Source organism: Achromobacter deleyi (genome assembly GCF_013116765.2).
Lineage (GTDB): Bacteria > Pseudomonadota > Gammaproteobacteria > Burkholderiales > Burkholderiaceae_B > Achromobacter > Achromobacter deleyi_A.
In genome coordinates this window covers 3971691-3994274 of record NZ_CP074375.1, presented here as the reverse complement: position 1 = coordinate 3994274, position 22584 = coordinate 3971691, and the positions used below count along the sequence as shown (strand labels likewise).

21 protein-coding genes are annotated in these 22584 nt (G+C 65.1%); 14 read left to right on the top strand and 7 right to left on the bottom strand.

From position 1 onward, the window contains the following. The first annotated feature begins 11 nt into the window (after positions 1 to 11). From HLG70_RS17905 to lpxC, 4 genes are all read left to right on the top strand, one after another. Positions 12 to 836: a cell division protein FtsQ/DivIB gene (locus HLG70_RS17905; protein ID WP_171667937.1), complete on the top strand. Its 825-nt coding sequence runs from the start codon at positions 12 to 14 to the stop codon at positions 834 to 836. 4 nt (positions 837 to 840) lie between these two features. Then, a complete protein-coding gene (gene ftsA, locus HLG70_RS17900) occupies positions 841 to 2067 on the top strand; it encodes a cell division protein FtsA (protein ID WP_171667938.1) in 1227 nt (408 codons plus the stop codon). A gap of 185 nt (positions 2068 to 2252) precedes the next feature. Beyond that, the gene (gene ftsZ, locus HLG70_RS17895; protein WP_171667939.1) at positions 2253 to 3437 is read left to right on the top strand and encodes a cell division protein FtsZ; all 1185 of its coding nucleotides are present in this window, start codon (positions 2253 to 2255) and stop codon (positions 3435 to 3437) included. A 242-nt stretch (positions 3438 to 3679) separates the two neighbouring features. Next, positions 3680 to 4603: a UDP-3-O-acyl-N-acetylglucosamine deacetylase gene (gene lpxC, locus HLG70_RS17890; RefSeq protein WP_008160097.1), complete on the top strand. Its 924-nt coding sequence runs from the start codon at positions 3680 to 3682 to the stop codon at positions 4601 to 4603. 198 nt (positions 4604 to 4801) lie between these two features. Here the strand turns inward: lpxC and HLG70_RS17885 are convergent, their stop codons facing one another. Beyond that, on the bottom strand, positions 4802 to 5209 hold the full coding sequence (locus tag HLG70_RS17885) for a DciA family protein (protein ID WP_171667967.1): 408 nt from the start codon (positions 5207 to 5209) through the stop codon (positions 4802 to 4804). Positions 5210 to 5336: 127 nt separating this feature from the next. On the opposite strand from HLG70_RS17885, the gene HLG70_RS17880 reads away from it, so the two are divergent. The 6 genes from HLG70_RS17880 (at position 5337) to HLG70_RS17855 (ending at position 13643) form a co-directional block, all read left to right on the top strand. After that, the gene (locus tag HLG70_RS17880; protein WP_171667968.1) at positions 5337 to 6311 is read left to right on the top strand and encodes a M23 family metallopeptidase; all 975 of its coding nucleotides are present in this window, start codon (positions 5337 to 5339) and stop codon (positions 6309 to 6311) included. 190 nt (positions 6312 to 6501) lie between these two features. Next, positions 6502 to 9237, top strand: coding sequence for a preprotein translocase subunit SecA (secA, locus tag HLG70_RS17875; RefSeq protein WP_171667940.1), 2736 nt, complete (start codon positions 6502 to 6504; stop codon positions 9235 to 9237). Between the two features lie 14 nt (positions 9238 to 9251). Next, complete coding sequence (locus tag HLG70_RS17870; RefSeq protein WP_171667941.1) at positions 9252 to 9971, top strand: VOC family protein; 720 nt, start codon at positions 9252 to 9254, stop codon at positions 9969 to 9971. A gap of 180 nt (positions 9972 to 10151) precedes the next feature. Next, positions 10152 to 10907 carry a GntR family transcriptional regulator gene (locus tag HLG70_RS17865; RefSeq protein ID WP_171667942.1) on the top strand — a complete coding sequence of 252 codons (756 nt, stop codon included), beginning with the start codon at positions 10152 to 10154 and terminating at the stop codon, positions 10905 to 10907. Further along, positions 10904 to 11890, top strand: a complete 987-nt coding sequence (locus HLG70_RS17860; protein WP_171667943.1) for a tripartite tricarboxylate transporter substrate binding protein — start codon at positions 10904 to 10906, stop codon at positions 11888 to 11890. The genes HLG70_RS17865 and HLG70_RS17860 overlap by 4 nt, the downstream gene beginning before the upstream one ends. 58 nt (positions 11891 to 11948) lie before the next feature. After that, the gene (locus tag HLG70_RS17855) at positions 11949 to 13643 is read left to right on the top strand and encodes a thiamine pyrophosphate-binding protein (RefSeq protein ID WP_171667944.1); all 1695 of its coding nucleotides are present in this window, start codon (positions 11949 to 11951) and stop codon (positions 13641 to 13643) included. Between the two features lie 64 nt (positions 13644 to 13707). Here the strand turns inward: HLG70_RS17855 and HLG70_RS17850 are convergent, their stop codons facing one another. After that, on the bottom strand, positions 13708 to 14244 hold the full coding sequence (locus HLG70_RS17850) for a cysteine dioxygenase family protein (RefSeq protein WP_171667945.1): 537 nt from the start codon (positions 14242 to 14244) through the stop codon (positions 13708 to 13710). 191 nt (positions 14245 to 14435) lie between these two features. On the opposite strand from HLG70_RS17850, the gene HLG70_RS17845 reads away from it, so the two are divergent. From HLG70_RS17845 to HLG70_RS17835, 3 genes are all read left to right on the top strand, one after another. Next, the gene (locus HLG70_RS17845; protein ID WP_171667946.1) at positions 14436 to 15215 is read left to right on the top strand and encodes an SDR family oxidoreductase; all 780 of its coding nucleotides are present in this window, start codon (positions 14436 to 14438) and stop codon (positions 15213 to 15215) included. A 66-nt stretch (positions 15216 to 15281) separates the two neighbouring features. Next, positions 15282 to 15740 (top strand): Lrp/AsnC family transcriptional regulator, encoded by a 459-nt coding sequence (locus tag HLG70_RS17840; protein ID WP_006226278.1) that lies wholly within the window; start codon positions 15282 to 15284, stop codon positions 15738 to 15740. Between the two features lie 160 nt (positions 15741 to 15900). Further along, positions 15901 to 16512: a gamma-glutamylcyclotransferase gene (locus HLG70_RS17835; RefSeq protein WP_171667947.1), complete on the top strand. Its 612-nt coding sequence runs from the start codon at positions 15901 to 15903 to the stop codon at positions 16510 to 16512. 16 nt (positions 16513 to 16528) lie between these two features. Here the strand turns inward: HLG70_RS17835 and pagP are convergent, their stop codons facing one another. The 4 genes from pagP to HLG70_RS17815 all read right to left on the bottom strand — a co-directional run bounded on the left by pagP (position 16529) and on the right by HLG70_RS17815 (position 20333). Beyond that, the gene (pagP, locus tag HLG70_RS17830) at positions 16529 to 17083 is read right to left on the bottom strand and encodes a lipid IV(A) palmitoyltransferase PagP (protein WP_171667948.1); all 555 of its coding nucleotides are present in this window, start codon (positions 17081 to 17083) and stop codon (positions 16529 to 16531) included. A 134-nt stretch (positions 17084 to 17217) separates the two neighbouring features. Next, on the bottom strand, positions 17218 to 18690 hold the full coding sequence (gene mgtE, locus HLG70_RS17825; RefSeq protein WP_171667949.1) for a magnesium transporter: 1473 nt from the start codon (positions 18688 to 18690) through the stop codon (positions 17218 to 17220). Between the two features lie 10 nt (positions 18691 to 18700). Continuing rightward, entirely contained in the window at positions 18701 to 19111 is a 411-nt protein-coding gene (locus tag HLG70_RS17820; protein WP_171667950.1) for an acyl-CoA thioesterase, read from the bottom strand. A gap of 106 nt (positions 19112 to 19217) precedes the next feature. Then, on the bottom strand, positions 19218 to 20333 hold the full coding sequence (locus HLG70_RS17815; protein WP_234103119.1) for a YeiH family protein: 1116 nt from the start codon (positions 20331 to 20333) through the stop codon (positions 19218 to 19220). 115 nt (positions 20334 to 20448) lie between these two features. On the opposite strand from HLG70_RS17815, the gene HLG70_RS17810 reads away from it, so the two are divergent. Continuing rightward, on the top strand, positions 20449 to 21342 hold the full coding sequence (locus HLG70_RS17810) for a LysR family transcriptional regulator (RefSeq protein ID WP_171667951.1): 894 nt from the start codon (positions 20449 to 20451) through the stop codon (positions 21340 to 21342). 4 nt (positions 21343 to 21346) lie between these two features. Here HLG70_RS17810 and HLG70_RS17805 read toward each other — a convergent pair whose 3' ends face one another. Beyond that, the gene (locus HLG70_RS17805) at positions 21347 to 22543 is read right to left on the bottom strand and encodes a M20 aminoacylase family protein (protein WP_171667952.1); all 1197 of its coding nucleotides are present in this window, start codon (positions 22541 to 22543) and stop codon (positions 21347 to 21349) included. Between the last annotated feature and the right edge of the window lie 41 nt (positions 22544 to 22584).

Here is a 22584-nt window from a genome sequence, read left to right as displayed (position 1 = left end):
CTGGATATTCCGTGTGGAACGACGCTCGCACTACCAACCTGATCGCCAACACGCTAGCCGTGCTGGCGGTTTGCGCCATGCTCGTCGCGTGCGTGGTGTGGGTAGCGCAACGCCCGTTCTTCACGCTGTCGGCCATCGAGCTCGAATCGATGCCGGACACCGAGCTGCACTATGTGTCGACAGGCGCGGTGCGATCGGCGATCGCCGGCCGCTTCAAGGGCAACTTCTTTACGGTGGACCTGGACGACGCGCGGGAGATCTTCGAGTCCGTTCCGTGGGTGCGGCACGCGACCGTGCGGCGGATCTGGCCCAATGTCCTGCGCGTGCGGATCGAGGAACAGCAGCCTTTGGCGCTGTGGAACGAGAACCAGATGATCAATACCTGGGGCGAGGCGTTCACGGCGAACACGGGCGAGGTGGACGACGAGACGGTTCTGCCGCAGTTCTCCGGGCCCGAGGGCACCGAATCGCTCGTGGTGCAGCGCTACGCCGAGCTGGCGCGCTGGTTCGCGCCGCTGGACATGCATGTGCAGCAGTTGGAACTGAGCCCGCGCTACGCCTGGCGCGTCGTGCTTTCCAACGGCATGTTGCTGGACCTGGGCCGCGATCCGGGCGCCGATGCGCCAGATCCGCACGGCCTGCCCGGCGCACTGCCGTTCGCGGCTCGCATTCAACGCTTTGTGCAGGCGTGGCCCGCCGTGTCGGGGCGCCTGGAAGGGCGCACCATCACGCAGGCCGACTTGCGCTATCCGAATGGTTTCGCCCTGGCGCTGGCCCCGTTGCCCGCGTCGGAAACCAAATCCAAATCCACACCGAAACCTCCCAAGAAACGCTAACGCCATGACCCGTGACATCAAGGACCTTATCGTCGCCCTCGATATCGGCACCAGCAAGGTGGTGGCTGTGGTGGCTGAAATCCTGCCTGAAGGCCGCTTCGAAGTGCTTGGCCTTGGCCAGCACGAATCGCGCGGCATGCGCAAGGGCGTGGTCGTCAACATCGAGACCACTGTGAATTCCATTCAGCGCGCGCTTGAAGAAGCCGAGCTGATGGCAGATTGCAAGATTCGAGACGTCTACACCGGCATCGCCGGCAGCCATATCCGCAGCTTCAATTCCAGCGGCATGGTCGCCGTGAAGGATAAAGAAGTCACCGCCACCGACGTTGCCCGCGTCATCGAGACCGCCAAGGCGGTGAACATCCCGACCGACCAGCAAGTGCTGCACGTGCTGACGCAGGAGTTCATCGTCGACGGCCAGGAAGACATCCGCGAGCCGATCGGCATGAGCGGCCTGCGCCTGGAAGTGCGCGTGCATATCGTGACGGGCGCGGTCAGCGCCGCGCAGAACATCGTCAAGTGCGTGCGCCGCTGCGGCCTGGAAGTGCAGGACCTGATCCTGCAGCCGCTGGCCTCGAGCCTCGCCGTGCTGACGGCCGACGAGAAAGAACTGGGCGTCGTGCTGGTCGACATCGGTGGAGGCACCACCGACGTGGCGATCTTCACCGGCGGCGCGATCCGCCACACCGCCGTGCTGCCGATCGCAGGCGATCAGATCACCAATGACATCGCGGCCATGCTGCGCACGCCCACGCCCGATGCCGAGGAAATCAAGCTGCGCTACGGCGTGGCCAAGCAGGTGCTGGCCAGCCCGGACGAGTCCGTGGAAGTGCCGGGCCTGGGCGACCGTGGCCCCCGTCAGGTCAAGCGCCAGGCGCTGGGCGCCGTGATCGAGCCGCGCGTCGAGGAACTGTTCACGCTGGTGCAGCAGGTGGTGCGCGACTCCGGCTATGAGGACTTGCTGGCTTCCGGCGTGGTCCTGACCGGCGGGTCGGCGCAGTTGCCCGGCATGATCGAACTGGCCGAGGACGTGTTCCTCAAGCCGGTGCGCGTGGCGGTGCCCGAATACGAAGGCAGCCTGGCCGACGTGATGCGCAATCCGCGCTTCTCGACGGTGATGGGGCTGTTGCAGGAAGCTCGCATGCAACGTGTGCGAGGCCGGAAGGTTGCGGCCCAGACAGGCAATTTCAAGAGCCTGCTGGCGCGCATGAGGGAATGGTTTATGAATTGAAGGGTGCAGGTTGGGGCCTGTTCCTTGGTGCGATCCGCGGCGGTATTGCGGGGAGCGCCAGAAAGAGGAGACGTCTCAAACCCGTGGCGGACCTATGTAGTCGGCGTCGGCTTTGAGGCGATTCACAAAATAGGTTGTTGGGGAATTTTTGTGATTTGCAAAATCGGACTTGTGAGGGAGTCATCATGATGAACTTTGAGATGCTTGAGAACAACACCAAAGGGACCGTAATCAAGGTCGTTGGTGTGGGCGGTGCGGGCGGCAATGCTGTGGCGCACATGATTCGCAACGGTGTGCACGGCGTGGATTTCATCTGCGCCAACACTGACGCGCAAGCGCTGGCGGCTACCAATGCCCCGGTGCAGATTCGTCTGGGCCGTACCGGCCTGGGTGCGGGCGCCAAGCCCGAGCAGGGACGCGCATCGGCTGAAACCGCGCGCGAGGAGATCCGTGCCGCGCTGAATGGCGCGCACATGGTCTTCATCACCGCCGGCATGGGCGGTGGCACCGGCACCGGCGCGGGTCCGGTCGTGGCCGAGGTGGCGAAGGAGCTGGGCATTCTGACCGTCGGTGTGGTCACCAAGCCTTTCACCTTTGAGGGCAACAAGCGCCTGAAGATGGCCGAGGACGGTATCTCGGAATTGGCCAAGCACGTGCATTCGCTCATCGTGGTGCTCAATGAGAACCTCTATGAACTGATGGACGAGGACGCGACGCAGGAAGACTGCTTCCGTTCCGCCGACGATATCCTGCACAACGCGTGCGCGGGCATCGCCGAAATCATCAATGTCGAAGGCAACGTCAACGTCGACTTCGAAGACGTAAAGACGATCATGGGCGAGCAAGGCCAGGCCATGATGGGCACGGCATCGGCATCGGGCGCGGATCGTGCCCGCGTCGCCGCCGAGCACGCCATTGCCTGCCCGCTGCTGGAAGGCGTGGACCTGAACGGCGCTCGCGGCGTGCTGGTCAACATCACCGCCAGCCGCTCGCTGAAGATGCGCGAAACGCGTGAAATCATGGAAACGATCCGCAGCTACGCTTCGGACGACGCGACCGTGATCTTCGGCACCGCCTACGACGAGACCATGGGTGAAAACCTGCGCGTGACCGTGGTTGCAACCGGCCTGGGCCGTGCGCAAGCGCGTCCGCAACTGGTGCAGACTACCGCTGAAGTGCTGCGCACCGGCACCGACAACATGCCCATGGGCACGATGCCGGCCGGTCAGGGTGGTGACTACCGCAACCTGGACATGCCGTCGGTCATGCGCAACCCGCGCAGCCAGGCGTCGGCTCAGGTGCGTGCTCTGGAAAGCTCGGGCATGGATCATTTCGATATCCCGGCATTCCTGCGCAAGCAGGCGGATTGAACCTTAGGGCCGGTCAACGGCTCTAATTGCACTCCCTCATCTCCGGCTCGCCTTTCCCCAAGGGCGAGCCGGAGGCAGAGCGGTCCGTGTTTCCCTTGCACGGCAGAAAAAAAAGGGACGGAGGTACAGGTCGATCCCGGCGCCAGATGGCGACAAGGATCGGACAGAGTTACAATACGTCAGTTACGCCGGCAATATGTTCGCTATCTTGCCGGCTTCCTGGCTCAAATTCCCCAAGTCTCATGTTCCGACAGCGCAGCATTCAGAATCTCGTCCGCACGACAGGCGTCGGCGTCCACTCAGGACGGCGGGTGGAGCTCACCCTGCGTCCGGCTCAGCCCAATACCGGTATTGTCTTTCACCGCGTCGACCTGCCGCAGGTCGTGGACCTGCCTGCGCAGGCTACGGGCGTGGGCGATACGCGCATGGCTTCCGTGCTGCAGCAGGGCAATGTCCGCGTGTCCACGGTGGAACATCTGATGTCGGCCCTGGCCGGCCTGGGGATCGACAACCTGCATATTGACCTCACTGCCGAAGAAGTCCCCATCATGGACGGCAGTGCGGCGACGTTTGTCTATCTGTTGCGCTCGGCCGGCATCGTCGAGCAGAACGCGCCCAAGCAATTCATCCGCGTCTTGAAGCCGGTGGAAGTGCGCGAAGGCGAAGGCCGCAACGAGAAATGGGCACGCCTGGAACCTCATGAAGGTTACGCGCTGGCCTTCTCGATCGACTTCCGCCATCCCGCCATCGACTCGACGGCCAATTTCGCTGAAATCGATTTCGCCACGCACTCGTATGTGCGCGAGATCGCCCGCGCGCGCACCTTCGGCTTCGTGAACGAAGTCGAAGCCCTGCGGTCGATGGGCCTGGCCCGCGGCGGCAGCCTGGACAACGCCATCGTCATGGACGAATACCGGGTGCTCAACAGCGACGGGCTGCGTTATGACGACGAATTCGTGAAGCACAAGATCCTGGACGCCATTGGCGACCTGTATCTGCTGGGCAAACCCCTGGTGGCGCGCTATGTGGCGTGCAAATCGGGCCATGGCCTGAACAATCAGTTGGCCCGCGCGCTGCTGGAGCAGCGCGACGCCTGGGAACTGATCACCTATGAATCGCAGGCTGAAGCGCCGCAGGCGTTTCGCCACGAATGGAAGCTGGCTTAACGCCCGGCTTCCAAGCGGAACCCGACCGACGGGGCCTGTCCCCGACCGAAACGCGCGGGTTCCTGCTTAAGGATGGCGCTGGCCGCCATCCAATAGCGCGATAGTCGCAAACCGGTAGCAGACCATCGGGCCATCCGTCCGATAACTTGGTTTCGCTCCGTTTCCGGGCAGGCGATATGCCGGACAAAGCCGGTGGGCTCAGCTACTCTTGTGGTGCCTCAAGAGCTTGGCGATTGCGTCGGCCAAAGGGCCGGGACGCAGATTGTCGTGCAGCGTTTCGAACGCGCCCAGGGCCTTGTCGCCCAGGGGTTGCGCCTCTTTGGGAGGGCGCGGCTGACGGGCGCCGGGTTTGGGCAAACCCGCTTGTACCTTGATGGCAATTTCGTTAAGGTTCCAGCCTTGGTCCGCCAGCGACCGCGCAATGCGCGGCGCCAATTGACGCATCTTGGCCGCATGAGCGGCACTGGGCACCACCAGGTGCAGGCACTGGTTTTCCAGCTTGCCTACCTGGCATACGGCGCCTAGCGGGGCGGGTAATACTGCCGCCACCGCGTACTGGATTTGCAAGTGCTTGCGGGCGGTCGCCAATACGCCGGCGCCCCGCATGTCATGACCCAGCCATCCCAGGGCGGTATTTTCTACCCGCCGGCTGGAACTGGAACGTTGACGGTATGAAGTGGGTCTATTCATGCCGGCTCTAAGAATTAGGAAGCAAACCTTGAAAATAGTGATTATGCACGCCCGAGATGGGCAGGACGGGCATTTCACCCTGGGAGGCGCGCGTCTGGCGTTGTTTCTGGGGGGCGCCCTCATGACGGCGGCGATCTTTGGCGCCGCGCTACAACGATACATCACTCCCATCCTGCCGGCGGTTCATACCGTGGGCTGGCCCCTGTCGGACCAGCCCGGCCGCGACGCCGATTTCCTGCGCGGAAACATGAATCTGCTGGCCGCGAAGGTCGGGGCATTGCAGGCGAAGCTGGTCAGCATCGATGGCCTGGGCCAGCGTGTCGCCAAAGTGGCCGGCGTGGCCTATACCGATCCGGAATTGGCCAAGCAACTGGCCGTGGCCCAGCCCGAAGCGCTGACCCAGCCCGAAGCCACGCAGGTCATGGACGACCTTTTCACCGACCATCCGCCGCCCAGCGCGGCCTCGGCCGAGGCCTTGGGCCGCCAGCTCGATGAAATTCAGACCAGGTTGTCGCAGCAGACGGACAACCTGAAACTGCTGGATGCCGCCCTGACCAAGCGTTCGGCGGACCAGGCGCGCATGCCGACCGCCATGCCGATCACCGATTATCCTTATCTTTCATCGTCCTACGGCTGGCGCCGCAATCCGGTGACAGGGCGCACGGCCATGCACGAGGGCCTGGATTTCGCGGCGCCCGCCGGCACGCCCATCCTGGCCGCCTCCGGCGGCGTGGTGCTGGAATCCAAATTCCAGCCCGGCTTTGGCAACATGGTTGAAATCGACCATGGCGATGGCCTGATCACCCGCTACGCGCATGCCTCTTCCCTGATGGTCAAGCAAGGGCAGCTCGTCGAGCGCGGCCAGCAGGTGGCCCGCGTGGGCAGTTCCGGCCGGTCGACCGGCCCGCATCTGCATTTCGAGGTCCGCCTTGCCGGACAGCCCCTGGATCCGCGCCTGTTCCTCGGGCCGCAGCCACAGCATGCGCCGCCCGCCGTCGCCCAGGCAGCGGCGCCTTGAACCCTGGACGCGCAGGCCGGTCAAACCGGCCAACAGTGCTACCCTGGCAATAGGTCCAGGCTATTACGCTCCAGGTGCGTTAAACTGGTTCGTTTCCCAGCGGACCCCCGCTCAACCAATAACATCAAGTCACGGGTGACGCTGCTCAAGCGTTTTTGAGTGCGGCGTGGCTCGTGCGGCCGACATACGCATGGTTTCTCTGCTCAAAAAACTCATAGGTAGCCGCAACGACCGGCTGCTTAAGCAGTATCGCAAGCTGGTAACCCAGATCAATGGGCTCGAACCCAAGATCTCCGCGCTCTCCGATTCGGAGCTGGCGGCCAAAACCGAGGAATTCCGTGCCCGTCACGCCCAGGGGACATCCCTGGACGACTTGCTGCCCGAGGCCTTCGCCGTTGTGCGCGAAGCGGGCAAGCGGGTGTTCGGCATGCGTCACTTCGATGCGCAATTGCTGGGCGGCATCGCCCTGCACAGCGGCAAGATCGCTGAAATGCGCACGGGCGAGGGCAAGACCCTCATGGCCACGCTGCCGGTCTACCTGAACGCGATCGCCGGCAAGGGCGTGCACGTGGTCACGGTGAACGACTACCTGGCCCGCCGCGACGCCGAATGGATGGGGCGCCTGTACCACTTCCTGGGCATGAGCACGGGCGTGGTGGTGCCGCAGCAGCCCAACGAAGAGAAGAAGGCCGCCTACGCCGCCGACATCACTTACGGCACCAATAACGAATTCGGCTTCGATTATCTGCGCGACAACATGGAATACCGTGTTGAGGACCGCCGCCAGCGCGTGCTGTTCTACGCCATCGTCGACGAAGTGGACTCGATCTTGATCGACGAGGCCCGTACTCCGCTGATCATCTCCGGCCAGGCCGAGGATCACACCGAGCTCTACATCCGCATGAATGCGGTGCCGCCGTTGCTCAAGCGCATGGCCAGCGAGCCCAAGCCGCAGGAGCCGGAACCCGAAGGCGACTACTGGGTCGACGAAAAGAGCCAGCAGGTCTACCTGTCCGAAGCCGGGCACGAGAACGCCGAAGCCATCCTGGGCCGCCTGGGCATCCTGCCTGAAGGCGAATCGCTGTACGACCCCCGCCATATCGCGCTGATGCACCACCTGATGGTGGCCCTGCGCGCCAACAACCTGTTCTTCCGCGACCAGCAGTATGTCGTGCAGGACGGCGAGGTGGTGATCGTCGACGAATTCACGGGCCGCCTGATGGTGGGCCGCCGCTGGTCCGATGGCCTGCACCAGGCCGTCGAGGCCAAGGAAGGCGTGAAGATCCAGCACGAGAACCAGACGCTGGCGTCGATCACGTTCCAGAACTACTTCCGCATGTACGAAAAGCTGTCCGGCATGACCGGCACGGCGGACACGGAAGCGTACGAATTCCAGGAAATCTACGGGCTTGAAACGGTCATCATCCCGACCAACAAGCCCATGATCCGCAAGGATCAGAATGACCAGGTCTTCAAGACCGATGGCGAGAAGTACAACGCCATCCTCGATGACATCCGCGACTGCCACGAGCGCGGCCAGCCCGTGCTGGTCGGCACCACCAGCATCGAGAACTCGGAACTGCTGTCGGGCCTGCTGAAAAAGGCCAAGCTGCCGCACGAAGTGCTGAACGCCAAGCAGCACGCCCGCGAAGCCGAAATCGTCGCCGAAGCCGGCAAGCCGGGTCACATCACCATCGCCACCAACATGGCGGGCCGCGGCACCGACATCGTGCTGGGCGGCAGCGTCGACAAGCAGGTCGACCTGATCCGCGCCGACGAATCGCTGTCCGAGGCCGAAAAGACCGCGCGCATCGAGAAGGTGCGCGCCGAATGGCGTCCGCTGAACGAGCAGGTCAAGGCCGCGGGCGGCCTGCGCATCATCGGCACCGAGCGCCACGAATCGCGCCGCATCGACAACCAGCTGCGTGGCCGCGCCGGCCGCCAGGGCGACCCGGGCTCTTCCCGCTTCTACCTGTCGCTGGAAGATTCGCTGATGCGCATTTTCGCGGGCGACCGCGTGCGCGCCATCATGGAACGCCTGAAGCTGCCCGAGGGCGAGCCCATCGAGGCCGGCATGGTGACGCGTTCGATCGAGACCGCGCAGCGCAAGGTGGAAGGCCGCAACTTCGACATCCGCAAGCAACTGCTGGAATACGACGACGTCGCCAACGACCAGCGCAAGGTGCTGTATTCGCAGCGCAATGACGTGCTGGAAGCCGCCAGCGTCGGCGCCACCGTCGAGAACCTGCGCGACGCCGCCGTGACCGAGCTGTTCAATACCTACGTGCCGCCGGAATCGGTGGAAGAACAGTGGGACATTCCCGCGCTGCAGAAGGCGCTGGAAGCCGATTGGCACCTGCATCTGCCGCTGACCGAGATGCTGGAAAAAGAAGCCAACCTGAACGACGACGATCTGCGCGAACGCGTGGTGGCCGCGGCTCGCGATGCGTACCAGGCCAAGGTCAACCAGGTCGGCACGGAATCCTGGTCGCAGTTCGAACGCTCGATCATGCTGCAGTCGATCGACACGCACTGGCGTGAACACCTGTCGGCGCTGGACTACCTGCGCCAGGGCATTCATCTGCGCGGCTATGCGCAGAAGAACCCCAAGCAGGAATACAAGCGCGAGGCCTTCGAACTGTTCTCGGGCATGCTGGATCGCATCCGCGACGACGTGGTGCGCGTGCTCATGACCGTACGCGTGCAGTCGTCGGAACAAGTCGAGCAGGCCGAAGCCGAAGCGGCGCAACCGCATGTGCAGAACGTGCAGTACCACCACTCCGACTACGACGAAGCCCTGGCGGCGACCGCGTCCGACGAGGGGGCGCAGCCCGTGCGCAACGCCTTGCCCAAGGTCGGCCGCAATGACCCGTGCCCATGCGGCAGCGGCAAGAAGTACAAGCAGTGCCACGGTAAGTTGGTCTGATAAAGGGTAGTCCTATGCTGCATTCCGTCGGCCGCACTGAATTCGACCATGCCGTCGTCATGGTGCGCGACCGGCTGGATGCGCTGGCGCCGCATTTCGAGCGCCAGGGTTTCCACCTGAGCGACAAGGCGGTGCACAACCTGGGGTCATGCAATCGCCTGATCGTGCTGGAAGGCACGTATGTCGAGTTGTTGGGCTGGCCGCAGGGCGCGCCGCCCGCGCGCAAGGAAATTGCCGATTCGCCGTTCGGGCTGGAAGCGCTGGTGTTCCGCACCTATGACGCCGAAGCCACCTACGAGCGGCTGCGCGATGCAGGCTTCGCCGTGAATCCGGTGCAGGAACTGACCCGTCCCGCCATGCTGGACGGCCAGGAAGTCCAGGCCCGTTTCCATACCGTGCGTTTTGCCGAGCAGCCGCTGCCCGGCATCCGCATGTATTTCTGCCGTCATCTGACGCCCGAGTGCGTCTGGTCCCCAGAGCTCATGGCGCATCCCAATGGCGCCCGCAGCTTGCAGCGCATCGATGCCCGCGCGGCCGACGCCCGTGGCGTCGCCGAACGCCTGGCGCGGGTGGCCGGCGTCAGTGCCGAGCCCGCCACCGGCGGCTGGGACGTGCCGCTGGCGAACCTGCGCATCCATGTGCAGCAGGACGCCGCCGCGCAAATTCCCGCGCTTTCGACGCTGACCCTGGAAAACCGGGACGGCGCGCATTACACGCTGGATACAGGCCTCTAAGCCGCATTCCCGCCGGGCGCTTTCCGATCCGGCGTCTTTCCCGATAGTTCTCCATACGCGCCCGTGCCTGTCGCGAGCGGGGGATTGCGCGCCTGCGGGCAAACCCTGGTTGTCGGTTGAAGTGTATGCACTTTAGTATGCACTTCATCCCGACTGGAAAATGGCCACAGGCGATCCGGTATGACGCTCCCTCAAACTGCAATTCGACCCGTTGCCCGTACGTCGGCCGGACAGGCCGAGCTGTACGGCGCCGTCAAGGCCATGGCCGTCCGCTTCGAGTTCAAGCCGGGCGAACGCATCAACGAGGTTGAGCTTGCGCGCAGGCTGAACGTCAGCCGCACGCCGCTGCGCGAAGTGCTCAATCAGCTCATGGTCGAGGGCTTTCTGACCCGGTCGGTAAATCGGGGCTTCATCGCCCGCTTGCTGGACGCCAAGCAGATCCACAGCCTGTACGAGTACCGCGCGGTGCTGGAAGCCGGCATCGTTCGTGCCGCGTGCGAGCGCGCAACCGATGAAGAGCTTGCCAGCCTGCGGACATTCGTGGAGCGCTCCCGCGACGAGCCGGAAGACAGCGACGCCGCGCGTCTGCTGGAGCTCGACGAGGCCTTCCACATGGCCCTTGCCCGCTATTCGCGCAACGACGAATTCGTGCGCGCGCTGGAAAGCGTCAACGCGCGCATCCACTTCGTGCGCTGGATCGACATGCAGCAGGGGCGCCGCGGGCATACGCAGGGCGAGCACCTGCGTATCGTCCAGGCGCTGGAGCGGCGCGACATGGACGCCTTGCCTGGCCTGATGAGCGCGCATATCGGCAGGCGGCTGGATCAGATCACCGACGTAATACGCACCGGTTTTTCAACGATTTACATGCGGGACCAGGCCGAACCCGCCCAGGCAGCGCCGGCCAACACCACAACAGCAGGGGAAAAAAAATGAATCACACAATGAAGCGGGTACTGGCGGCGATATGCACGCTGGCCGCTGCTGGGGGCGCCGTTATCGCCACGCCCGCCGCCGCCGAGGAACGCCCGCTGGTGCTCGTCGTGCCGTATCCGCCGGGCGGCAGCACCGACATCCTCGCGCGCATCTTGCAGCCGCGCCTGTCGCAGCAACTGGGCGGGCGCGCCGTGGTGGTCGAAAACCGCCCGGGCGCCGCCAGCCAGATCGCGACGGCGTTCGTGGCGCGTGCGGAACCGGACGGCAACACGCTGCTGGTCAGCTTTGACAACCATGGCATCAATCCCGCCGTGAAGCCCAAGCTGCCCTACGACACATTCAAGGACTTCGTCGCGATCGGGCAGACCGTGCGGTTTCCGCTGGTGATCGGCGCGAACCCGGGCGTGCCTGGGGATAACCTGAAGGAGTTTCTTGCGGCAGCCGCCAAGCAGCCGCCGAACAAGTTCAACTATGCGTCGACCGGCGTGGGTTCGCTCAACCATCTGGCTCCGGAAGAGCTCAAGCGCCTGTCCAAGGTGGAGCTGCTGCACGTGCCGTATGGCGGCGGCGGGCCGGCCATCCAGGCCGTGGTGGGCGGGCAGGCCAACATGACGTGGCTGAGCTTCGCGGCGCTGCGCGGGCAGATCCAGGCGGGCAAGATCAAGCCGCTGGCCGTGGCCGGCGAGAAGCGCCTGCCCGAACTGCCCAATGTGCCGACGGTCGCGGAGTCCGGCTTCCCGGGATTCGTCGCTTATTCGTGGAGCGGCATGTTCGCTCCGAAGGGCACACCCGAGGCCACGGTGAAGAAGCTGACGGCGGACTTCAAGGCCGTGCTGGCCGACCCGGAAATCAGGAAGAAGGTGACGGAAGCGGGCTTCGAGATCGTGGCGTCCGACGGCCCGGCGCTGGATGCGTACGTGAAGTCGGAGTACGACCGCTGGAGCGCCTTCATCAAGAGCAGCAACATCAATCTGGATAACTGAGCGGTGGAGGGCCGGACGGCGCGCCGTCCGGCCCTGCCCGAGAACACGTGGAGATGACATGGAAAACCTGACCGGCGCCGAAGCCATGGTGCGGATGCTGCAACACAACGGCGTCAAACATATTTTTGGCCTGTGCGGCGACACCAGCCTGCCGTTCTACGACGCGCTGTACCGCCTGGACCACGGCATGCAGCACATACTGACGCGCGACGAGCGCAGCGCCGGCTACATGGCGGACGCCTATGCCCGCGTGACCGGCAAGGTCGGCGTGTGCGAAGGCCCGAGCGGCGGCGGCGCGACCTATCTGCTGCCCGGCCTGGTGGAAGCCAATGAATCGTCGATTCCCGTGCTGGGCATCACCTCGGACGTGGCGGTCGGCTCGCGCGGCAAGTACCCGCTGACGGAACTGGACCAGGAAGCGCTGTACCGCCCTCTGACGAAATGGAACCGCACGATCGACCGCGCGGACCAGATTCCGGGCATGGTGCGCGCGGCATTCCGCGCCATGACGACCGGCAAGCCCGGTTCGGCGCACCTGTGCTTTCCCTATGATGTGATGAAGCAGCAAGTGGATGCGTCCGATGTCTGGGCGCAGCCCGAGCATGGCCGCTTCCCGTCGATGCGCTTCGCGCCGGATCCGGCCGACGTGGCGCGCGCCGCGCAGCGCCTGGTGGGCGCGCGCGCGCCGGTGATCATTTGCGGTGGCGGCGTGGTTATCGCCGGCGCCAGCGGCGCCTTGCAGGAATTGGCCGAGGCGCTGAAGGCCGCTGTCTGCGTGACCGTCAGCGGGCAGGGCAGTCTTGCCGACACCCATCCGCTGAACGCGGGCGTGGTGGGTTCCAACGGCGGCGTGATGGCCACGCGCGATGTGGTGGCCGCGGCCGACGTGGTGTTGTTCGTGGGGTGCCGCGCGGGGTCGACTTCGACCGAGCACTGGCGCTTCCCGAACCGCGACGTGCCGATCCTGCATATCGACATCGATCCGATGGTGATCGGCGCCAACTATCTGACGGAAGTCGGCCTGGTGGGCGATGCCAAGCTGGCGCTGGAGGCGCTGGGCGCGGAAGTGCAGGCCCGGCTGGCGCACCGGCCCTCGGACGCGGCGGATGGCGCGGTGCTGGCCGGCCGCGCCAAGGCCGCGCGCCTGGCGCAACTGGAGCCGCTGGCCAACAGCCTGGATGCCCCCATCCGCCCCGAGCGTGTGGTGCAGTCGCTGAACCGCCTGCTGCCCGACGACTCGGTGGTCTGCGCGGATCCCGGCACGCCTTGCCCCTATTTCTCGGCCTATTACGATGTGTCGCGCCCCGGCCGCCACTTCATCACCAACCGCGCGCATGGCGCGCTGGGCTTTTCCATGTCGGCGGCGCTGGGCGCGTGGGTCGGCCGCCCGCAATCCAAGTGCGTGTCGGTGATGGGTGACGGAAGCTTCGGCTTTACGGTGGGCGAGCTGGAAACCATCGTGCGGCACAAGGCGCCGCTCCTGATGATCGTGTTCTCGAACTCGGTCTATGGCTGGATCAAGGCCAGCCAGAAGGCGGGCTACGACCAGCGTTACTACAGCGTGGATTTCAACCGCACCGACCATGCGCGCATCGCCGAAGCCTATGGCGTGAAGGCGTGGCGGGTCGAGGATCCGGCCAAGCTGGACGCCGCGATCAAGGCCGCCATGGAGCACGACGGTCCGGCGCTCATCGACGTGGTGGCGCAGCCGCTGCAGGATGCCGCCGCGCCCGTCAGCCAATGGATGGGTTGATGCGGTAGCTCCGCCAACGCCAATGGGGCCCTTGCGGGCCCCATTTTTCATTGCGATCCCGGGTTCAGTGCGCGGCCGCGGTGTCGACCAGATGGTTTACACCGCTGCAGAGGTCCGCCTGGTCCACGCCGTAGATATGCAGCGAGACGGCGACGCCGTCGCCGCCGTTGCCCAGGCGGTGGATGTGGCGCAGGCCTTGCGAGGCGGTGACGATCTCGCCTGGACGGCGGACGGCTTCGCCGCAAGGCACGGCGATGGCGGCGTCCTGGTTCCACCGGTAGTGGGTCTCGGTCAGTTCGCCTTGCAGGACCTGGTAGGTGCACCAGGTCTTGTGCCCGTGTACCGGGCTGAACTGGCCCGGGCGCCAGATCAGGTAGGCCACCGTGAACGCGCCATGCGGATCGGCATAGGCGATATGGCGGGTGTAGGACTCGGCTCGGCCCGCGCGCAGCTCGACGGGCAGGTTTTGCAGCATGTCGCCTGCATTGGCGACGCTGGATGCAAGGTCGCGCAGCAGGGCGCGGGCGGCGTTCATCTGGGCGGCCTGCACGGATTCGCACAGCGATCGCAAGTCGGCGCGGGCAAGTTGGACGGTAGCCATGGTTGACCCCCGAGTAGGCAAGTCTTCATATTAGGGATTCGTGCTGGAATGCCTTTGCCAAATTCGGCGGCCGGGCCTCGCGGATTAGAAAAAAATTCCATCCCGGGTAGTGCACGCTCCTATACTGATCCGCTTCGGGGCGGCAGGCCGCTGGGGCCGACCGCCGTATTCGCGGAACAGAGGAGTCAGGCATGGATCTGGGGATCAGCGGCAAGACGGCACTGGTTTTTGGCGGCAGCCGGGGCATGGGCCGGGCGTGCGCCCTGCAATTGGCGCGAGAGGGGGTGGCGGTGACGATCGCGGCCCGCAACCCGCAGACCCTGGAGCAGGCCGCCGCCGAGATTTCCCGGGAAACCGGGATCGGCGTGGGCTGGGTATCGGCCGACCTGACCTTGCCGCAAGGCCGCGACGCGGCCCTCGCCGCCTGCCCGCGTCCCGACATCCTGATCAACAACGCCGACGGCCCCTTGCCGGGCGACTTCCGGGACTGGTCGCGCGAAGACTGGATTGCCGCGCTGGACGCCATGATGCTGGGTCCCATCGACATGATCCGCCGGGTGGTGGACGGAATGGTCGAGCGGCGCTTCGGCCGCATCGTGAACATCGTGTCGCGCAGCGTGAAGGCGCCGCATGCCGAGCTGGGCCTGTCCAACGGCGCGCGTTCCGGCCTGATCGGTTTTGTCGGCGGACTGGCCCGGCAGACGGTGCGCCATAACGTCACCATCAACAACCTGCTGCCGGGCGCCTTCGCTACGGATGCCCAGGCCCGGCACATACAGGGCATGCTGGAGCAGACCGGCAAGACTTTCGAGCAACTCTGGGACGAGCGGGCGCGGTCCAATCCCGCCGGCCGCTACGGCCAGCCCGAGGAGCTGGGAGCGCTGTGCGCCTATGTCTGCTCCGCGCATGCCGGCTACATGACCGCGCAGAATCTCCTGATCGATGGGGGCGGCTACCCGGGCACGTACTGATCGCGCCTGGCTGGACGCGGGCAGGAGTAACAGGCAAGATTGGCACCCATCGCGTCGAGGAAATCCATGGACCAGACAGACATCAAGATATTGGCGCTGCTGCAAAAGGACGCCACCTGTTCGGTCGCCGAAATCGCCGAACAGGTGAACCTGTCCGTGACGCCATGCTGGCGCCGCATCCAGAAGCTCAAGGATGACGGCGTCATCGCGCGCAACGCGATCTTGCTGGATCCTCGTGCGCTGGGACTGAACCTGACGGTGTTCGTGTCCATCAAGACCAGCCAGCACAACGAGAAATGGACGCAAAGCCTGATCAACGCCGTGATGGCGCTGCCCAACGTGGTGGAGTTCCACCGCATGGCGGGCGATATCGACTATCTGCTCAAGGTCGTGGTGGAAGACATGGCGGCCTATGACCGCTTCTACCGCCGCCTGATCGGCGCGGTGGACCTCCTGGATGTCAGCGCCAGCTTCTCGATGGAAATCATCAAAAGCACCACGGAACTGCCGCTGGACGCGGTATAGACGCGGGCGCGCAATTTTTTTCCTGGGACTGGCGTCGCCGCGGATGCAAATTTCTTTCTGCGTGTTGCGCAGGCCCTATCTCGCAATTCTTTTGCTTCGGCGGCGGCGTAGGATATCGCTCACTCCAGCCATGGAATGAACCGGGATATCAGAGGACCCTATGTCGTTGGCAGTACCCGCCGGCTGCGCCGGATCGGCAAGAACGCGGCAAGCGCTTTCGGTGGACGACCTCCTGGCCGGCTGGAACGGCGCCGACGATCTGTGGGTGTTCGCCTATGGCTCGCTGATCTGGCATCCCGGCTTTGCGTGGCGCGAGCGCCGCCTGGCTACAGTGCGTGGCTATCACCGGTCGTTGTGCCTGTGGTCCCACGATCATCGCGGCTCTCCGGACAATCCCGGCCTGGTGTTCGGGCTGGACCGCGGCGGCTGCTGCCGCGGCGTCGCTTTTCAGATTGCGGCCTGCGATGTGCCCGCGGTGTTCCAGGCGCTGTGGCGCCGGGAAATGGTCACGGGGGCCTACAGCCCACGCTGGCTCACCTGTCATACCGAAGCCGCGCCGGTGCGCGGCCTGGTGTTCCTGCTGAACCGGGCGTGCCGGGAATACGCGGCCGACATCGGCGACGACCGCCTGCTGGCGTCCGTCCGCAACGCCGTCGGGCATTCCGGACCTTGCCTGGACTACGTGGTGGAAACCGAGCGCGCCCTGCGCGCGCACGGCATCGACGACTGGCGCCTGGGCGATCTGGTCCGCAAGCTGGGCCAGGCGTTCTGAGGACGGGGCGCGGCCCTTAGAAGTGCCAGCGGCCGAACACGAACAGGACATTGCCCGCGCCGCTTGAGCCCGGGATATAGGTGGCATAGAGCATGGCGTCCCTGTAGCCCGCGCTCACCAGCGGCAGGATGCCGGGAAACGGCACATAGCTCATGATGTCGTGGCGCGCGGTCAGGAACACGGTGTAGCCGGCTCCCAGGCGGAAGTTCTCGCTGACCTGCCCGATCTTCAGGAAACCATAGCCGGCGATGGGCTGGACCTTGCTGTGCGAGTCCAGGAACGCCATGCCGTACAGGCCCTGCCAATCGCCGTCCTCGTCGTAGATACTGCGGCCGTAGCCACCGCCCCATGCCAATTCGTTGAAGCTGTCGATCTTTTCGCGGCTGTATGTGGCGCGGTTGTGCCACGCGTATCCGCTTACGTAGAGATCGTTTCCGCCTTCCGTCCAGATCTGGTCGAGGCGGTTGCAGGCGGACTGCGCCCAGGAGGGCATGCTGTCGCAAGAGTAGGCGGGGGCGGCGAATACAGAGAGCAGCAGACAAAGTAGTGCTGCCCGGAGTCGGGCGGTCATTGCGGGTACTGAAGGAAAAATGACAATTCCATTACTGTAATGGAGTGCTTGTCATCTTCCCTGTCAGGTAGCTGTCAAAGACCGAGCGCAGGGCGCTGCGCGGCGAAAAGCCGTTTGCGGCTGTGGCTTGCGGACTACAGCAGGAAGATCGTGGCCAGGCCCAGGAAGATGAAAAAACCCAGGGAATCGGTGGCGAAGGTGAGCAGCACCGAAGACCCCATTGCCGGATCCTTGCCAAAGCGGGCCCGCACCATCGGCACCAGCACGCCGACCGATGCGCCGACCAGCATATTGCAGATCATGGCGGCCATCATCACCAGCGCGATGGACAGCGAACGCGAGATCACCCAGGCGAACAAGGCGGCCACGACGCTGCCGCACAGCCCCACCAGCAGGGTGACGAACAGTTCGCGCTTGACCAGTTGCCACAGGTTGCGCCCGGTGATCCGGCCCATCGCCAGCGCGCGGATGATCAGCGTCATCGTCTGGTTGCCGGAGTTGCCGCCGATGCCCGCCACGATCGACATCAGGAATGCCAGGATGACGATCTGGCTGACCGTGCCCTCGAACCGCGACGCCACGAATGAGGCCGTGGCGGCGGTACAGAGGTTAAAGAGCAGCCAGGGCGCGCGGTTGCGCAGCGCGGTGGAGACCGGGGCGAAGATGTCTTCTTCCTGCAGACCGGCCCGGGACAGCGCCTGCTCTTGCGAGTCTTCGCGCATCACGTCCACCACGTCGGCGATGGTGACGCGGCCGATCAGGCGGCCCTGGTCGTCCATCACGGGGGCCGACACCAGGTCGTAGCGTTCGAAGGCGCCGGCGGCGTCGGCGTCGGAGTCCAGCGGGTTCAGCGCCAGGAAGTCCGAATTCATCACGGCGCGCACTTCGGTTTCGGGTTCGCTGACCAGGAGGCGCGACAGGGGCAGGATGCCCTGCAGCTTGTCCTGGCGGTCCACCACGAAGATCTGGTCGGTGTGGTCGGGCAGTTCGTGCAGGCGGCGCAGATAGCGCAACACCACTTCGAGGGTGACGTCTTCGCGCACGCGGACCATCTCGAAGTCCATGATCGCGCCCACGCTGTCTTCCGGATAGCCCATGGCTTCCAGCAGCTGCGCGCGTTCTTCCTCGGTCAGGCCCTTCTGTACTTCCGCCACCACGTCGGGCGGCAGGTCTGGCGCCAGGTCGGCCAGCTCGTCGGCGTCCATGCTGCCGGTGGCGGCGACCAGGTCCTGGCGGTCCATCGCTTCGATCAGCGATTCGCGGACCCAGTCTTCCACTTCCAGCAGGACGTCCGCGTCGTGCTCGGGGCTTACCAGCTTCCAGATGGATTGGCGCTCGTCCTTGGGCAGCGACTCCAGGATGAAGGCGATGTCCGCGGGATGCAGGCCATCCAGCAAGGTCTTGAGTTCGGCCTCGTGCTGGCGATGCACGAGGTCCTCGACCAGCGGGGCCTTGGCGTCGCCTTCTTCCTGGCGATGCACCAGATCGGCGACCAGCTGCTGGCGGCGCAGGCGCTCCTGCACTTCCGCCAGGGCGATCTGGGCATCTTCCGGGTCGAGGCGGCGGGGCGTCGCGGGCGGTTTCTGCGCGGCGGCGGACTGCGTCATGCGTTACGGCTCAAAGTATGGGGAGGGGGCGGCTGCGCCGCGCTTCGTCGGTGGCGACGTATGTCAGCGTGGCCTCGGTGACCTTGACGACTTCGGCGTCCAATCGCTGGCGTTCCGCGTAGACCTCGACCGACACCGTGATCGACGTGGTGCCGGTCTTGACGATGGATGCGTAGAAACTGAGCAGGTCGCCCACGAATACGGGCTCTTTGAACTGGAAGGCATTGACCGCCACGGTGGCCACGCGGCCAGCCGCGCGGCGAGCGGCGGGGATTGATCCGGCGATGTCCACCTGGGCCATGATCCAGCCGCCAAAAACGTCCCCGTGGATGTTTGCGTCGGCCGGCATCGGCATGACGCGCAACACCACGTCGCGATGGGCAGGCAGAGTCGTAAACGGGGTTTTGGTGCTGGAGGTCATGCGGCCGACTCCAAAGCAAGGGAACCAGCCGATTATGCAGGAAAAACGAGACAACGGCGTGCGCGCCGGCGGCCCGCCGCCATGGTTTATGGCGGCGGGCCCGGGATCAGCTGGCCAGCTTCACGATCCCGTAGCCGCCAACCAACAACCAGGCGTACAGGATCAGCCCCAGGGCCATGACGCGGGGGCCGGCTTTGCGGATCTGGGCAAAGCGGGTTTCGATGCCCAGCGCGGTCATGGCCATGGTCAGCGCGAAGACGTCCAGGCGGCGGACGGCGGCGATGGCGTCGGGGGGAATGATGTTGAGCGAATTGATGATGGCGAGCACCAGGAAGCCGACCGCGAACCACGGAATGGGCAGCTTGGCGCCTTTCTCCTGGCTGCCCGCCTGGGTTGCAGCGCTGCGCAGGTACATGCCCAGCACCAGCAGAACCGGCACCAGCAAGGCCACGCGGGTCATCTTGACGATGGTGGCGACTTCCGTCGTGGCGGGGTCGATATTGCTGGCGGCGCCCACGACCTGCGCCACTTCATGGATGGTGCCCCCGATATAGATGCCGAGCGCCTGGGTGTCGAAATTGAGCCAGCCCGCGTGATAGAGCACGGGGTACAGGAACATGGACAGGGTGCCGAACAGCACCACGGTGGCCACCGCCACGGCGCTCTTGTGGGGGGCGGCGCGCAGCGTGGGTTCGAACGCCAGCACGGCGGCCGCGCCGCAGATCGCACTGCCTGCCGCGGTCAGCATGGCGGTGTCGCGGTCCAGGCCCAGCAGGCGCTGGCCGACCAAGGTGCCGATCAGCAGGGTGCCCAGGACCACCGCCACCGAGACGGCCAGGCCGGGCAGGCCGACGGCCGCGATCTGCTGGATGCTGATATTCAGCCCGTAGAAGGCGACGGCGATGCGCAACAGGCGCCGCGCCGTGAAATTCACGCCCACGCCCCAGTCGGCGGGCATGGTGCCCCGCAGGAAGTTGCCGTACAGCATGCCGCAGACGATGCCCACGACCAGCGGCGAAAAACCGAGTTGACGGATGAAGGGCAGGTCCGACAGCTGCATCACCGCGCCCGCCATCAGGCCGACGAACAGCACGCCGTTGAGCTTGTCGCGCCAGGGAGTCGCGGCGGCAGCTGATGCTGCGGCAGCCGGTGCTGCGGCAGCCGGTGCGGCGGCGGCCGGACTGGCGGTGAGGGGGACTGCGGTGCTGGTGGATGTGCTCATGACTAGCCCTTTGGGCATATCTAAATAACTACACGAAATATTAGGTCTTGCTCTACTATTTGAAAAATCTTTAATTTGAATATTTACTATCAGAAAATCTGATAATTTAGCTGCCATGACTCCCGATCAGCTGCTTACCTTTGCCTGTGTGGCCGATACCGGCAACATCAGTCGCGCCGCGCAGGTGCTCCATCTGTCCCAGCCCGCCGTGTCGGGCCAGTTGCGCATGCTGCAGGAATGGTTCGGCGAACCGCTGTACCGCCGCAGCGGTCATGGCATCGCCTTGACCGAGGCCGGCGAGCGTCTGGCCGAGCAGGCCCGCCAGCTACGCCAGGTGTACCGGCAGGCCCAGGCCGTGCGCGAATCGTGGCGCGGTCTGGAAACGGGCGCCCTGCGCCTGGGCGCCAGCACCACTCCGGCCAGTTATCTGTTGCCGCGGCTGGTGGCGGACTTCCGCCACGCCTTCCCGGCCGTGAGCCTGCACCTGTCTGACGGCAATACGCGCGAAATCGTGGAACGCCTGCCTGCGCTGGACCTGGCGTTCATCGAAGGCGATGTGCCCGCGGGGCTGCCGGCCGATACCGCGGTGCATGCCTGGAGGCAGGACGAGGTGGTGGCGATCGTGCGCGCGGATCACGCGCTGGCGGGCAAGGGGGCGGTGACGCTGCGCGATCTGGCCGCCTCCGCGCTGGTCATGCGCGAACCGGGTTCGGGCGTGCGCAGGCTGGTGGAACGCGCCTTCGCCGATGCAGGCCTGGCGCCTTCGGTCGGGCTGGAACTGGCCGGCGTGGAGGGCGTGAAGCAGGCGGTGCGGGCGGGACTGGGGGTGGGTTTCGTGTCCGTCATGTCGATGCGCCATGAGGACGGGGCATTGGCGGCCTTGCGCCTGTTGCCCAAGCCGCTGACGCGCACCCTGAGCATCCTGGTGCCGCATGCGGACGCCGCCGCCCGTGCCGCCGAACGCTTTCTGGCGATGTGCCTGGCGGTCGGGGCGGAGGACGGCGGCTAGCCGGTCAGGCCTTGGCCAGGCGCTTGAGCGCCAGCTGGACCCAGTACGTGCCGCCCAGGGGCAGCAGTTCGTCGTTGAAGTCGTAGCTGCCGTTATGCAGCATGCAAGGGCCCAGGCCGTGGCCGCTGTCGCGGTGGTCGCCCGTGCCGTTGCCGATCCAGACGTAACAGCCCGGCAGCTCCTGCAGCATGAAGGCAAAGTCTTCCGCGCCCATGGTGGGCTGCACCTTGGCGTTGACGTTGGCTTCGCCCACGATGTCGCGCAACACGCCGGCGCAGAACTCGGCTTCCTCGGGGTGGTTGATGGTGGGCGGATAGTTGCGCTGGAACTTGAATTCCACTTCGCAATCCATGGCCGCGCAGGTGTGGCGGGAGATCTCTTCCATACGGCGTTCGATCAGGTCCAGCACATCCAGCGTGAAGGTGCGCACGGTGCCGCGCAGTTCGGCGTGGTTGGGCACGACGTTGTCGGCGCTTCCGGCGTGGATCTGCGTGATGCTGAGCACGGCCGCATCCAGCGGATTGCGGTTGCGCGTGATGATGGTTTGCAGCGATTGCGCCAGTTGCACCGCCGCCATGACCGGGTCGACGCCCAGGTTGGGCATGCCCGCATGCGTGCCCTTGCCCTTCACGGTGATGGAGAATTCGTTGCTGGACGCCATGATGGGGCCGGGCGTCAGGCCGAACTGGCCGGGCTTCATGCCGGGCCAATTGTGCATGCCGAACACCGCTTCCATCGGGAAGCGCGTGAACAGGCCGTCGTCGATCATGCGCTTGGCGCCGCCGCCGCCTTCTTCGGCGGGCTGGAAGATCACGTAGACGATGCCGGCGTAATCGCGGTGCTGCGACAGGTACTGCGCCGCGGCCAGCAGCATCGCGGTGTGGCCGTCATGGCCGCAGGCGTGCATCTTGCCGTCGTTCTTGCTGGCATGCGCGAAGGTATTGGCTTCTTGCATGGGCAGCGCGTCCATGTCGGCGCGCAGGCCCACGGCGCGATCGCCCGGCTGGTTGCCGCGGATGATGCCGACGACGCCCGTTCCGCCCAGGCCGCGATGGATCTCGATACCCCATTCCTCGAGCTTGGCCGCCACCACATCGGCGGTGCGGAACTCTTCGAAAGCCAGTTCGGGGTGCGCGTGGATGTCACGGCGGATCTTTGAAATATCGTGATGCCAGGCGACGATGGGTTCAAGAAGTTTCATGGGAGATTCGGACGGAAAAAAAGGGAACGTAGCCAGGGTAT